A 13,867-nucleotide genomic window follows, 5' to 3' on the forward strand; every position below is an offset into this window, starting at 1 on the left:
TCAAAGCGAGGGCAGAACCATGTCAGTCAAAGTAGCAATCAACGGATTTGGACGGATCGGCCGGAACGTGCTGCGCGCGATCATTGAAAGCGGGCGCACCGATATCGACGTCGTGGCGATCAACGATCTTGGCCCCGTCGAAACCAATGCGCACCTGCTGCAATATGATAGTGTTCATGGCCGCTTTCCCCACCCCGTCACCACCACCGAAGACACAATCGACGTGGGGCGCGGCCCAATCAAGGTCACAGCACTGCGCAACCCCGCCGATCTGCCCTGGGCGGATGTGGATATTGTGCTGGAATGCACCGGCATCTTTACCAGCAAGGACGCCTGTCAGGCCCACCTGGAAAACGGATCAAGCCGCGTTCTGATCTCGGCCCCCGGCAAAGACGCTGATAAAACAATCGTTTACGGCGTGAATGACGGCCTGCTTAGCGCGGCGGATATCGTTGTGTCCAACGCCTCCTGCACGACCAACTGCCTGGCCCCGGTGGCAAAGGTGATCAATGACGCGATCGGTATCAAGCGTGGATTCATGACCACCGTGCACAGCTACACCGGTGATCAGCCGACCCTTGATACGATGCACACGGACCTTTATCGCGCCCGCGCCGCGGCCCTGTCGATGATCCCCACCAGCACCGGTGCCGCCAAGGCCGTGGGCCTTGTTCTGCCCGAACTTGACGGTATCCTTGATGGCGTTGCGATCCGCGTGCCAACGCCCAATGTGTCGGTCGTCGACCTGACCTTTGAAACCAAGCGTGACACCACGGTTGATGAAATCAATGATCTGATCCGCGCTGCGGCCAATGCCGGCCCCCTCAAGGGGATCCTCGGCTTTACCGACAAGAAACTGGTGAGCGTTGATTTCAACCACGATCCCCATTCCAGCATCTTTGCAACCGATCAGACCAAGGTCATGGACGGCAACATGTGCCGTATCCTGACGTGGTATGATAATGAATGGGGCTTTTCGAACCGTATGGCTGACACGGCGGTGAAGATGGGATCATTCCTGTAAAATCAACGGGATATGATGCAAAGCTAAGGTCGTCCTTGGGGGCGGCCTTATGACAGACGCTGGGTCAGGGCCGATTTGACGGCAGGTGGCACGAATTTCGCCACATCCCCGCCCAGACGGGCGATTTCCTTGACCAGTTTGGACGCAATTGCCTGATTTTTCGCATCCGCCATCAGGAACACCGTCTCGATCGAATTATCAAGTGAACGGTTCATTCCAACCATTTGAAATTCATACTCAAAATCCGCGACAGCCCGCAGCCCGCGAATGATCACCCCGGCGCCCACGTCATGGGCGCAATCGATCAGCAGATTGTCAAACGGATGCGCCACGATGTCGGTGCCGGTTTCCTTGGCAATGGTGCCACACTCGGCCTCGATCATCGCCACGCGTTCTTCAAGGGTGAACAATGGCCCCTTGTCGCGGTTGATCGCCACGCCGATCACAAGCCGGTCCACCAGCGAACAGGCGCGGCGGATAATATCCATATGCCCGTTGGTGACGGGGTCAAATGTGCCGGGATAAAGCCCAACGCGCATGGCGCACCTCCGATTGATGTCAGGTGGCACGCAACATTATTGCGCGCGGGAATGCAAGGGCTAGTGGCCCATGATCATGCCTTGCAGCGCGTCCTTTTCCATCGACAGTTCTGCAAGGCGCGCCTTGACCACATCACCGATGGAAATCAGCCCGACCATGACGCCGTCCTGCATCACGGGAAGGTGGCGGAACCGCCCTTCTGTCATCATTTCCAAGACCTTATCAGCGCTGTCGTCGCGCCCGCATGTCACCGGATTGGCCGTCATCAGGGCGCTGACAGGTTCGTTCATGCAGCCCGCGCCACGCTTGCCAAGTTCGCGCACGATATCGCGTTCCGACAAAATGCCATCGGGCGTCTGCCCCCCTTCGGACACCACGATCGTGCCGATCCGTTTTTCGGACAAGACCGCAACCGCATCGGAAACCAGCGCGCCGGGCCTCAGTGTCAAGACGCCGGTATCAGCCTTGGATTTCAGAATTTGTTGCACGATCATGACGGTCTCCTTTTGCTTTTTACCAGCGTCCTAGCTTTTGCCCCCCGCTGTCAAGCGCGCCTGTGCTTCAAGATGTGCCACTTCACGCCGCACCCCCGCGATCAAAAGGTCCGCAAAACGGGTCAACCGGTCCGAGCGCCGGTCCGACAGATGCCGCACCAGATAAAATGCGCGGGTCAGTGACAGGGCGTCTTGCAGCACAAATTGCAGCTCGGGCGCAAAGGGCATGGCAAAGTCATGCACGATCCCCACACCGCCGCCCTGACGCAGCATATTCAGTTGAACAGACACGGAATTTGACGCCAATTGCACGGCCTTGGCACCGATATCGCCCAGGTAATCCAGTTCCTTGTCAAAGATCATATCGGGGATATAGCCAACGATCCGCTCACCGCGAATATCCGCAAGCGTTTGAAATTGCGTGCCTTTTGCTGCAGCCAAATGCAGGTGGTAGTCGGTGATCTTTTGCACCGACAACCGTTCCGCATTGGGCGGGCTGACCGTGATCGCCATGTCGGCCTCGCGTTTGGACAGGTTCACAACGCGCGGCAGCGCCAGCACCTGAATATCAAGCGCAGGGTTGTCCAACTGGATCGCGGCGCAGACCTGCGGTAGCAGGAAATTGGCGCAGCCATCAGGCGCACCGATCCGGATTTGCCCGGTCAAACTACCCTGTCCCTCACCGGCATGCAGCGCGGGGGTCAGGGCATCCTCGGCGCGTGCAGCGTGGTCTTGCAGGCGCGCGCCAAGGTCGGTCAGTGCATACCCTTGCGGCGATTTGACAAATAATGCGCCACCGACGGAATCCTCGAGCCGCGCAATCCGCCGCCCCAGGGTCGCCGGATCCATCCGCAGCACCGGGGCTGCGCCGGTCAGGCTGGCCGCGCGTGCCACAGCCAGGAATATCCGCACATCATCCCAGTTCATCGCCATACCTGCAATATTGCAAAACCAATTTGCCATACTGGTGCTTTTCACGACAAAAATGCAAGACTATGATCCCCGCAACCCAAGGAGGATCCCATGCAAGAATTGACCCATTACATCGGCGGCGCGCATGTCAAAGGCACGTCAGGCCGTTTCGCCGAGGTCTACAACCCCGCCACCGGCGAGGTGCAGGCCAAAGTGCCACTGGCCACGGCTGCCGAAATGGACAAGGCCGTCAAGATCGCCGCCGCCGCTCAGCCCGCATGGGCCGCCGTGAACCCGCAGCGCCGCGCGCGGGTGATGATGAAATTTGTGACCCTGCTGAACCGCGATATGGACAAGCTCGCCGAGGCATTGTCGCGCGAACACGGCAAGACCCTGCCCGATGCGGCAGGCGACGTGCAGCGCGGGCTCGAAGTGGTCGAATATTGCATCGGCGCGCCGCAAATGCTGAAAGGCGAATTCACCGATGGCGCGGGCCCGGGAATTGATATTTATTCGATGAAACAAGCGCTTGGCGTCAGTGCCGGCATCACGCCGTTCAACTTTCCGGCGATGATCCCGATGTGGATGTTTGCCCCTGCCATCGCCTGCGGCAACGCCTTTATCCTCAAACCAAGCGAACGCGATCCATCGGTCCCGCTGATGCTGGCTGAACTCATGGAAGAAGCGGGCCTGCCACCGGGCATCTTGCAGGTCGTGAACGGCGACAAGGACAGCGTCGATGCGATCCTCGATCATCCTGACATCATGTCGGTCGGCTTTGTCGGGTCCACCCCGATTGCAGAATATATCTACGGGCGCGGCTGTGCCAACGGCAAGCGCGTGCAGTGCTTTGGCGGCGCGAAAAACCACATGATCATCATGCCGGATGCCGATATGGATCAGGCCGCCGATGCACTGGTGGGGGCCGGATACGGCGCGGCGGGCGAACGCTGCATGGCGATTTCGGTGGCCGTGGCCGTGGGCAATGACACTGCCGACCGCCTGATCGACAAGCTGGTGCCGCGGATCGAGGCCTTGAAAGTCGGCCCCTACACGGCGGGCAATGATGTGGATTATGGCCCTGTGGTGACGGCTGCCGCCAAGGCCAATATCGAACGTCTGGTGCAGACCGGCATCGATCAGGGCGCGAAACTGGTCGTGGACGGGCGCAATTTCAACCTGCAAGGCTATGAAGACGGCTTTTTCGTCGGCCCGCATCTGTTTGATCATGTGACCACGGATATGGACATCTATACGCAGGAAATTTTCGGCCCCGTCCTGTCAACCGTGCGCGCCGAAACCTATGAGGACGCGCTGGCGATGGCCACCGACCACGAATATGGCAATGGCACCGCGATTTTCACCCGCGACGGTGACGCTGCGCGCGATTTCGCCTCGCGTGTGCAGGTGGGCATGGTCGGGATCAATGTGCCGATCCCCGTGCCACTGGCCTATCATACCTTTGGCGGTTGGAAGAAATCCGCCTTTGGCGATCTCAATCAGCACGGGCCGGACGCCTTTAAATTCTACACCAAGACCAAAACCGTCACTGCCCGCTGGCCCTCGGGCATCAAAGAGGGCGGTGAATTTTCGATCCCCGTGATGGAATAAGCAGCAAGGCGCGGGTCAATGCTGATCCGCGCCTTGCGTCAAAGCGCAATCCGCCGCACACTCTCGCCATTCAGCCAAAGGAGATTGCGATGAAAACCACGATGGACAGACGGACCTTTCTGGGCGGATTATTGGTTGCGCCGCTCGCCTTTTTTGGCACCCGCGCCCAGGCGGCAACCCATAATGTGATGATCGAAGGGTTCGCCTTTTCCCCCGCAACGCTGGATGTGTCGGTGGGTGACACGGTCGTTTTCACCAACGCCGACAACGCGCCCCATACCGGCACCGCCGAAGACGGCAGCTTTGATACCGGGCGGCTGAACAACGGGCAGTCGGGCGAAGTCACCATCGGGTCAGCGGGCGATCACCCTTACAAATGTGCCTTTCACCCTGCCATGCAGGGGCTGATCCGCGCCACCTGATCCGGGCATGAGCGAACCTGATTTCACCATCGGCATCGAGGAGGAATACCTCCTGGTGGATCGCGATACGTTGATGCTGGCCAAGGCACCCGATGCCTTGATGGATCAATGCACCGCCGCCCTTGGTGGACAGGTCAGCCCGGAATACCTGCAATGCCAGATCGAGATTGGCACTGGCGTCTGCGCCACCATCAACGACGCACGCGCCGACCTCAAACGCCTGCGCACAACCGTGCGCGATGTGGCGGCCGATCATAACCTCGCCCCGATTGCCGCCTCGTGCCATCCGCTGGCCGATTGGAAGCAGCAACACCACACCGAAAAAGACCGCTACAACCAGTTGCGCCGCGATCTGGGCGGGGTCGTGCGGCGAATGCTGATCTGCGGGATGCATGTGCATGTGGGGCTGAACGACGACGCGCTGCGCGCCGATCTGATGGGGCAGATGTCGTATTTCCTGCCGCATTTGCTGGCGCTCTCCACCTCCTCGCCGTTCTGGCAGGGCGAAGACACGGGGCTGGCGTCGTATCGATTGACGGTGTTTGACAATCTGCCGCGCACGGGGCTGCCGCCGCAACTGGACAGTTGGGGCGAATACGAACGGTCGGTCAATGCGCTGGTCGATTTGGGCGTGATCGAGGATTCCTCGAAAATCTGGTGGGATCTGCGCCCCTCGGCGCGCTTTCCCACGTTGGAAACCCGAATCTGCGATGTCGGGCCGCGGATGGAACATACCCTGTCGATTGCCGCCCTGATCCAGTGCCTGACACGGATGCTGTATCGGCTGCGGCGCAAGAACCAGCGCTGGCGCAGATACGATAATATTCTGGTCGCCGAAAACCGCTGGCGCGCGCAACGCTATGGCATCAATGAAGGGCTGATTGATTTTGGCCGGGGCGAGATTGTGCCTTTTGCCGACCTTCTGGACGAATTGATCGAACTGGTGGCGCAGGATGCAGGCGTGTTGAAATGCGCCACCGAGGTCGAGGCGGCGCGCGATATCTTGGCCAAGGGCACCAGCGCCGACCGCCAGCGCGCAGTGGCACAGGCCGCCGCTGATGCCGGCGCCGATCACAGCGAACAGATGCGCGCCGTGGTGTCACATCTGATCGAGGAATTCAGCCACGATCTGTGATCTTGTCACCGACTCGGGGCGCGCGCGCAGCTATCATTGCACCGAGACATCAAAGGAGTTTCCCATGCTCAAGAAAAACGTTGGCCAGATTGATCGAACCCTGCGCGTCGTGATCGGCCTCGCGCTGATCGCCGGTTTTTTCCTGGACACAGACGCGGCCTATCGCTGGTTTTATCTGATTGGCATCGTGCCCTTGGCGACCGGTCTGATGGGCAGTTGCGCGCTGTATTCCATCATCGGAATCAACACCTGCCCCAACAAATAACCGAAAGCTGGCGACCCTATTCTGCCGCCACTTTCTTGGGCTGCAGCATCGGCTTCAGGTAGTGACCGGTATAGCTTTGGCTGACTTCGGCCACCTGTTCGGGCGTGCCGGTGGCCACGACCATCCCGCCGCCATCCCCACCTTCGGGGCCGATGTCGATGATCCAATCGGCGGTTTTCACCACATCCAGATTGTGTTCAATCACGATCACCGTGTTACCCTGTTCGACCAATTCATGCAGCACTTCGAGCAGCTTTTTGGTATCCTCGAAATGTAACCCCGTGGTGGGTTCGTCGAGGATATAAAGCGTGCGACCCGTGGACCGTTTCGCCAATTCCTTGGACAGTTTGACGCGCTGCGCCTCGCCCCCTGACAGGGTCGTCGCGGACTGGCCGACCTTGATATACCCCAGCCCCACACGCACCAGTGCGTCCATCTTTTCGCGGATGCTGGGGACGGCCTTGAAAAACGCCTGCGCATCTTCAACCGTCATATCAAGAACGTCTGCTATGCTCTTGCCCTTAAAGCGAACTTCCAATGTCTCGCGGTTATAGCGCGCGCCCTTGCAGGTCTCGCATTGCACATAGACATCGGGCAGAAAGTGCATCTCGATCTTGATGACCCCATCGCCCTGACAGGCCTCGCAGCGCCCGCCCTTGACGTTGAAACTGAACCGTCCGGGCTTGTAACCGCGGGTCTTGGCCTCGGGCAGGCCGGCGAACCAGTCGCGGATCGGGGTAAAGGCCCCGGTATAGGTGGCAGGGTTGGATCGCGGTGTGCGGCCAATGGCGCGCTGATCGATGTCGATGACCTTGTCCAGATGCTCCAGCCCCTTGATCTGATCGCAGGGTGCCGGGGTCTGGCGCGCGCCGTTCAGCCGCATCGATGCCGTCTTGAACAGCGTTTCAATCGTCAACGTCGATTTGCCCCCGCCCGACACGCCGGTGACGCAGACAAATTTCGCCAGCGGAAACTCGACATCGACGCCGCGCAGATTATTGCCGGTCGCGTTCTTGATGCTGATCTTTTTCTTGTTGCCCTTGCGCCGATCCGCGCTGAACGGAATTTCGCGCGTGCCAGTCAGATACTGGCCGGTGATGCTGTCGGCATTGGCCTCGATTTGCGCAGGCGTGCCGCGCGCGATGATCTGGCCACCATGCACGCCTGCGCCCGGGCCGATATCGAATACATAGTCCGCCTCGCGAATCGCTTCTTCGTCGTGTTCCACGACAATCACCGTATTGCCTTGATCGCGCAGGTTTTTCAGCGTGGTCAACAGGCGGGAATTGTCACGCTGGTGCAACCCGATTGACGGTTCGTCCAGCACATAAAGCACACCAGTAAGGCCCGAACCGATCTGGCTGGCCAGTCGGATGCGCTGCGCCTCGCCACCGGACAATGTGCCGGCGTTGCGCGACAGGGTCAGGTATTCAAGGCCCACATTATTCAGGAAACCCAGCCTCTCGCGAATTTCTTTCAGGATCGCGCGGGCCACTTCGTTCTTTTGCTTGCTCAGGTGGTCGGGCACGCTTTCGCACCAGTCAAAGGCCTCGCGGATCGACATCTGCACCACCTGGCCCACGTGCAAACCGGCGATTTTCACCGCCAGGGCCTCGGGGCGCAAACGATAGCCTTCGCAGGTGCCGCAGTGGCGGTTGTTCTGATAGCGTTCAAATTCTTCACGGATCCAGTTACTGTCGGTCTCGCGGTAGCGGCGCTCCATATTCGGGATCACACCTTCAAAGGCGCGGCTGACCTGATACACGCGGCCACCTTCATCGTAGCGAAATTTGATCTCTTCCTCACCCGAGCCATAAAGGAACACCTGCTGCACCTTTTCAGGCAGATCCATCCAGCGGGTGCTTTTGTTGAAATCGTAATGTTTCGCAATCGCTTCGATGGTTTGCAGGAAATAGGGCGACTTGCCCTTGCGCCAGGGCGCCAGCGCGCCGTCATAGATTTTCAAACTCGGGTCGGGCACGACAAGACGTTCGTCAAAGAACAGCTCGACCCCCAGACCATCACAGCTGGGGCAAGCGCCAAAGGGCGCGTTGAACGAAAACAGGCGCGGTTCGATTTCCGGGATGGTGAAACCGGACACGGGACAGGCAAAATTCTCGCTGAAAGTGATGCGTTCGGGGTCGCCCTCCTTGGGGGCGGTTTCCAGCACGGTGATGCCATCGGCCAGATCAAGGGCGGTGCGGAAACTGTCGGCCAGCCGCGTTTCCAGCCCCGCGCGCACGACGATCCGGTCAACGACCACATCAATGTCATGGCGGAATTTCTTGTCCAATGTTGGCGGCTCGTCCAGATCGTAAAATTCGCCGTCCACCTTGACGCGCTGAAAGCCCTGTTTGCGTAACTCGAGGAATTCCTTGCGATATTCGCCTTTGCGGTCGCGGATGATCGGCGCCAGAAGATAGCCGCGCGTGCCTTCCTCCATGTCCATCACCCGATCGACCATATCCTGCACCTGCTGTGCCTCGATCGGTAATCCGGTGGCGGGGGAAAACGGCGTGCCCGCGCGGGCAAACAACAGGCGCATGTAGTCGTAAATCTCGGTCACGGTGCCCACCGTCGAGCGCGGATTCTTGCTGGTGGTCTTTTGTTCGATCGAGATCGCAGGCGAGAGGCCGGAAATGTGATCCACATCCGGCTTTTCCATCATATCCAGGAACTGGCGCGCATAGGCCGAAAGCGATTCCACATATCTTCGCTGGCCCTCGGCATAGATCGTATCAAAGGCAAGGCTGGACTTGCCCGAGCCGGAAAGCCCTGTAATCACAACCAGTTGGTCGCGCGGAATGTCCACGTCGATGTTCTTGAGGTTATGTTCGCGCGCACCGCGCACTTCGATGAATCTTTGCTCTGCCATGCTGGCCCCCTGCTCGGTGGTTAAGATGTAGTTTAACTGGCGCGGGTCGCCAACCGAAAAAACGGAACATGTCGTGAACATGCAACCCACCCCTTTACATTTCATTTTTGGAATGTATTTATCCTCGGTAACTTAGAAACACGGAGCACACCATGCTGAATTTCCTTCGCACTCCTCAGAAAACCACAGGCAATGCGCCGCAAATGGATGCTGTCGCGCAGGTCGCGGCGGGCGCGCTGACCCTGATCGACATCCGCGACCCGGGCGAAATCGCTGCAAGTGGCATAGCCAAGGGCGCACTGGCAATCCCGCTTGCCACCCTGCGGATGCAGGCCGATCCGGCTAGCCCCGAACACCACAGCGCCCTGAAAACCGACCAGCCAATCGCGCTTTATTGCGCCTCGGGTGCGCGCTCGGCGATGGCCGCGACAATGCTGCGCCAGATGGGCTATGAGGATGTGACCAACCTCGGCGGGTTGCACGACTGGATCGCCGCGGGCGGCACGCTGGCCTGAGGCAGAGGTCAGGAATACCTGCCCCACGCCCCCCTTCCCCGACTCGGGCATCTGTGTTTCCCTAGGGTCATTCATTTGACCCTAGGATTTCATCATGCGCTGCCTTGCCCTGCTTTTGTCCCTGCTACTGCCCGCCACATTGGCCGCGCAGGACAGGCCCAACACGATCCTTGTGCTGGACGGTTCGGGTTCCATGTGGGGGCAGATTGACGGGGTTCCCAAGATCACGATCGCGCAGGATGTGGTCACGGATCTGCTGCAAACCCTGCCCGCTGATCAGCGCCTTGGGCTGACGGTCTATGGCCACCGCGAACGGGGCAATTGCTCGGATATCGAAACGGTCGTCGCCCCCGATCTGAACACCCGCGATGCCATTGCACAGGCTGTGGCCGGGATCAGCCCGCTGGGCAAGACGCCGATGACAGACGCCGTGATCGCTGCTGCAAACGCCCTGCGCTATACCGAAGACAGCGCCACAGTGATCCTTGTCAGCGACGGCGTGGAAACCTGCAACCCCGATCCCTGTGCCGCTGCGCGCCTGCTCGAGGAGGCCGGGATCGACTTTACCGCCCATGTCATCGGCTTTGATATTTCCGATGCCGAGGCCCTGGCGCAAATGCGCTGTATCGCCGAGGAAACCGGCGGCACGTTCCGCACGGCGCGCGACGCAGATGAACTGGCCGCCGCCCTGAGCGTGATCACCGAAGAACCCGAAATCATCACCGTCAACGGCACCTTCCGCGCCACCGAAAGCGCAGGTGGGCTATCGATCACCGATGATGTGCTCTGGAGCGTGACAAGCGATGCCGGTGTGATCGTCGACGATATGGCGGGCAATCCGATCAACATCGACCTGGCGGAAGGCAGCTACCGCGCCACCGCCACATGGGTCGTCAAGGAAGTGAGCGAAGACACGACCTTTACCGTATCCAGCGGCGGCGATGTCACCGTCACGATCCCTTTTGACATCCCCCTGCCCCAGGCCACGGTCACCGGACCCGCCAGCGCCGTGATCGGTGACACCGTGCAGGTGGCGTGGAGCGGCCCGAATGCCGCGCGCGATTATATCGCCGTCTCCGAAGTGGGGGAACGCGGCTACGTCAACTATAGCTATACGCAGGACGGCAGCCCGCTTGATCTGCAAATGCCACCCGAACCGGGCAGTTACGAATTGCGCTATATTCTGAACGACGGCAACGAAGTGCTCGCCAGCGCGCCCATCGAGGTGACGCCGCTGGCGGTGAACCTGATCGCCCCCGACACGGCCGCAATTGGTGAAACCGTGACAATCGGCTGGGACGGGCCGGACTATGCACGCGATTACATCAGCGTGGCACGGCCCGATGATCGCGGCTATGAAAACTACACCTACACCGCGCGGGGCAATCCGCTTGGGCTGGAAATGCCCGCGGAACCGGGCACCTACGAGGTGCGCTATGTCATGAATCAGGGCAGCACGGTTCTGGCCCGGGCCACGATCACCGTCAGCGACATCAAGGCCGGTCTTGTCGCCCCCGACGAAGCAACCGCTGGCGCGACAATTGCAGTTGGCTGGGATGGGCCGGATTATGCGCGCGATTATATCGCCGTGGGCGAAGTCGGCGAAGGCAGCTACATCAATTACACCTACACCCAGCAGGGCAACCCGGCGATGGTCGAAATGCCCACCGACCCGGGCAGCTATGAACTGCGCTACGTGCTCAACCAGGACCGCGAAGTCATCGCCACGCGGATGATCACCATTACCCCGCTTGCGGTGACGCTGGACGCACCCGATACCGCCCCTGTGGGCGCCGCCGTCGCGGTCACGTGGCAAGGCCCGGATTACACCCGCGATTTCATCTCTGTGGGTGAAGTCGGCGAAGGCGCCAACATCAATTATGCCTACACCCAGCAGGGCAATCCGGCGGTGGTGGACATGCCGACACAGCCCGGCACCTATGAATTGCGCTACGTGCTTGATCAGGACCGCGAGGTCGTGGCCACCCGCCTGATCACCGTCACCCCGATTGCGGTGACGCTGGACGCACCCGACACCGCGCCCGCTGGCAGCGAACTTGCAGTGACATGGGATGGCCCCGACTACAGCCGCGATTATATCGCCGTGAGCGAGGTCGGCGAGCGCGGCAACGTCAACTATGCCTACACCCAGCAGGGCAACCCCGCGATAGTGGAAATGCCCGCCATTCCGGGCACCTATGAATTGCGCTATGTGCTTGATCAGGACCGCGAGGTCGTGGCCACACGGATCGTCACCGTCACCCCCGTCAGCGCCGATTTCATGGCCCCCGATACGGCCCGCGCTGGCAGCACCATCGACGTGGGCTGGGCCGGGCCGGGCTATGCGCGCGACTTTGTCGCCATCAGCGAGATCGGCGAAAGCGGATATATCAACTATCGCTACACCAACAGTGGCAATCCGGTGCAGCTTGAAATGCCCGAGGCCGCGGGCACCTACGAGATTCGCTACTACCTCAATCAGGACCGAACGGTGATCGGGTCACGGCTGATCACAGTGACACAGTAGCGCGCCACGCGGTGGCCGGGGGCGCGGCTCCGTGCCAGCTTAGCCCCACCGCAAAGCGATCGTTTCAAGCAAAAAAGGCGGCCCCGTCAGGACCGCCCCTTTGTTTTTCGCAGCGCCAGTCGCCTACATATGGATCACGCGCCCGTAGGCATCGAGCACGCTCTCATGCATCATTTCCGATAGTGTCGGGTGCGGGAAGACGGTGTTCATCAGGTCTTCTTCGGTGGTTTCCAGCTGGCGGCCCACCACATAGCCCTGAATCAGTTCGGTCACTTCGGCACCAATCATGTGCGCGCCCAGCAGTTCGCCGGTTTTCGCATCAAACACGGTTTTGACCATGCCCTCGGCCTCGCCCAAGGCGATGGCCTTGCCGTTGCCGATGAACGGGAACCGCCCGACCTTGATGTCATAACCCAGTTCCTTGGCCTTGGCCTCGGTGTAGCCGACGCTGGCGACCTGCGGGTGACAATAGGTGCATCCGGCGATGCTTTCGGGTTTGACCGGATGGGCGTGTTTGCCCGCAATCAGGTCGGCGACCATGACACCTTCATGGGAGGCCTTGTGGGCCAGCCACGGCGCGCCGGCGATATCACCGATGGCATAAAGCCCCTCGACGCCGGTGCGGCAGAATTCATCCGTGACCACATGGGTGCGGTCAATCTTGACGCCCAGCTCCTCAAGGCCCAGCCCTTCGACGTTGCCAACGATCCCGACGGCGGAAATGACCGTGTCAAAGTCGATCTTTTCAACCTTGCCGCCCGCTTCGATATGCGCCGTCACCTTGCCTTTGCCGCGATCCAGCTGTTTGACCGTGGATTTCTCCATGATCTTCATGCCCTGTTTGACGAACTGCTTTTTGGCAAAGGCGCTGATTTCGGCGTCTTCTACGGGCAGCACGCGGTCCATGACTTCGACAACGGTCGTGTCAGCGCCCAAGGTGTTATAAAAGCTTGCAAATTCAATACCAATCGCGCCTGACCCGATAACCAGCAGTTTCTTGGGCATGCGCGGCGGTTGCAGCGCATGGCGGTAGGTCCAGACCAGATCGCCATCGGCCTCAAGACCGGGCAATTCGCGGGCGCGCGCGCCAGTGGCGACGATGATGTTCTTGGCGCTCAGGTCTTCGGTGCCCTTGTCGGTCTTGACGCTGACCTTGCCCTTGGCGGGCAATGTCGCCTCTCCCATGACGACGGTAATCTTGTTCTTTTTCATCAGATGACCGATGCCACCCGACAACTGCCCGGCGACCCCGCGCGAGCGTTTGACCACGGCCTCCAGATCGTAATCGATGCCGGTGGCTTTCAGACCGAACTCCTTGGCGCGGTGCATCAGGTGGAACACCTCCGAACTGCGCAGCAGCGCCTTGGTCGGGATACAGCCCCAGTTGAGGCAAATACCGCCCAGATTTTCACGCTCGACAATGGCGACTTTCATCCCCAGTTGCGCGCCGCGAATGGCCGCCACATAGCCGCCCGGTCCGGCACCGATAACGATCAGATCGAAATTGCTGGCAGCCATGTGCCCCTCCCTTGGATTACGAATTAGTT

General features: G+C 60.1%; 12 protein-coding genes. 7 read left to right on the forward strand and 5 right to left on the reverse strand.

Translation table 11 applies throughout. The annotated features are described in order from the left end of the window. Positions 1-19 precede the first annotated feature (19 nt). Positions 20-1,024, forward strand: coding sequence for a type I glyceraldehyde-3-phosphate dehydrogenase (gene gap / locus FTO60_RS08600; RefSeq protein WP_148055577.1), 1,005 nt, complete (start codon positions 20-22; stop codon positions 1,022-1,024). Positions 1,025-1,071: 47 nt separating this feature from the next. Here the strand turns inward: gap and coaD are convergent, their stop codons facing one another. The 3 genes from coaD to FTO60_RS08615 are packed head-to-tail and all read right to left on the reverse strand — an operon-like array spanning position 1,072 to position 3,021. Further along, positions 1,072-1,563 (reverse strand): pantetheine-phosphate adenylyltransferase, encoded by a 492-nt coding sequence (gene coaD / locus FTO60_RS08605; protein ID WP_148055578.1) that lies wholly within the window; start codon positions 1,561-1,563, stop codon positions 1,072-1,074. A gap of 60 nt (positions 1,564-1,623) precedes the next feature. After that, positions 1,624-2,058: a CBS domain-containing protein gene (locus FTO60_RS08610; RefSeq protein WP_148055579.1), complete on the reverse strand. Its 435-nt coding sequence runs from the start codon at positions 2,056-2,058 to the stop codon at positions 1,624-1,626. 30 nt (positions 2,059-2,088) lie between these two features. Further along, entirely contained in the window at positions 2,089-3,021 is a 933-nt protein-coding gene (locus FTO60_RS08615; RefSeq protein ID WP_254696761.1) for a LysR family transcriptional regulator, read from the reverse strand. Between the two features lie 60 nt (positions 3,022-3,081). Here FTO60_RS08615 and FTO60_RS08620 point away from each other — a divergent pair, with 60 nt between their 5' ends. The 4 genes from FTO60_RS08620 (at position 3,082) to FTO60_RS08635 (ending at position 6,403) form a co-directional block, all read left to right on the forward strand. After that, positions 3,082-4,581, forward strand: coding sequence for a CoA-acylating methylmalonate-semialdehyde dehydrogenase (locus FTO60_RS08620; protein ID WP_148055580.1), 1,500 nt, complete (start codon positions 3,082-3,084; stop codon positions 4,579-4,581). A gap of 89 nt (positions 4,582-4,670) precedes the next feature. Further along, entirely contained in the window at positions 4,671-5,003 is a 333-nt protein-coding gene (locus FTO60_RS08625; protein WP_197738482.1) for a cupredoxin domain-containing protein, read from the forward strand. A gap of 7 nt (positions 5,004-5,010) precedes the next feature. Further along, the gene (locus tag FTO60_RS08630) at positions 5,011-6,138 is read left to right on the forward strand and encodes a carboxylate-amine ligase (protein ID WP_148055581.1); all 1,128 of its coding nucleotides are present in this window, start codon (positions 5,011-5,013) and stop codon (positions 6,136-6,138) included. A gap of 64 nt (positions 6,139-6,202) precedes the next feature. Next, positions 6,203-6,403 carry a DUF2892 domain-containing protein gene (locus FTO60_RS08635; RefSeq protein WP_148055582.1) on the forward strand — a complete coding sequence of 67 codons (201 nt, stop codon included), beginning with the start codon at positions 6,203-6,205 and terminating at the stop codon, positions 6,401-6,403. Positions 6,404-6,419: 16 nt separating this feature from the next. On the opposite strand, the gene uvrA is transcribed toward FTO60_RS08635, so the two are convergent. Continuing rightward, the gene (gene uvrA / locus FTO60_RS08640; RefSeq protein ID WP_148055583.1) at positions 6,420-9,278 is read right to left on the reverse strand and encodes an excinuclease ABC subunit UvrA; all 2,859 of its coding nucleotides are present in this window, start codon (positions 9,276-9,278) and stop codon (positions 6,420-6,422) included. Positions 9,279-9,430: 152 nt separating this feature from the next. Here uvrA and FTO60_RS08645 point away from each other — a divergent pair, with 152 nt between their 5' ends. Both FTO60_RS08645 and FTO60_RS08650 read left to right on the forward strand, forming a co-directional pair. After that, positions 9,431-9,793, forward strand: a complete 363-nt coding sequence (locus tag FTO60_RS08645; RefSeq protein ID WP_148055584.1) for a rhodanese-like domain-containing protein — start codon at positions 9,431-9,433, stop codon at positions 9,791-9,793. A 94-nt stretch (positions 9,794-9,887) separates the two neighbouring features. Then, positions 9,888-12,320, forward strand: coding sequence for a VWA domain-containing protein (locus FTO60_RS08650; protein ID WP_148055585.1), 2,433 nt, complete (start codon positions 9,888-9,890; stop codon positions 12,318-12,320). Positions 12,321-12,443: 123 nt separating this feature from the next. Here the strand turns inward: FTO60_RS08650 and lpdA are convergent, their stop codons facing one another. Beyond that, positions 12,444-13,838: a dihydrolipoyl dehydrogenase gene (gene lpdA, locus FTO60_RS08655; protein ID WP_148055586.1), complete on the reverse strand. Its 1,395-nt coding sequence runs from the start codon at positions 13,836-13,838 to the stop codon at positions 12,444-12,446. Between the last annotated feature and the right edge of the window lie 29 nt (positions 13,839-13,867).

The sequence above is a fragment of the Octadecabacter sp. SW4 genome, assembly GCF_008065155.1.
In the GTDB taxonomy this organism is placed as follows: Bacteria; Pseudomonadota; Alphaproteobacteria; order Rhodobacterales; family Rhodobacteraceae; genus SW4.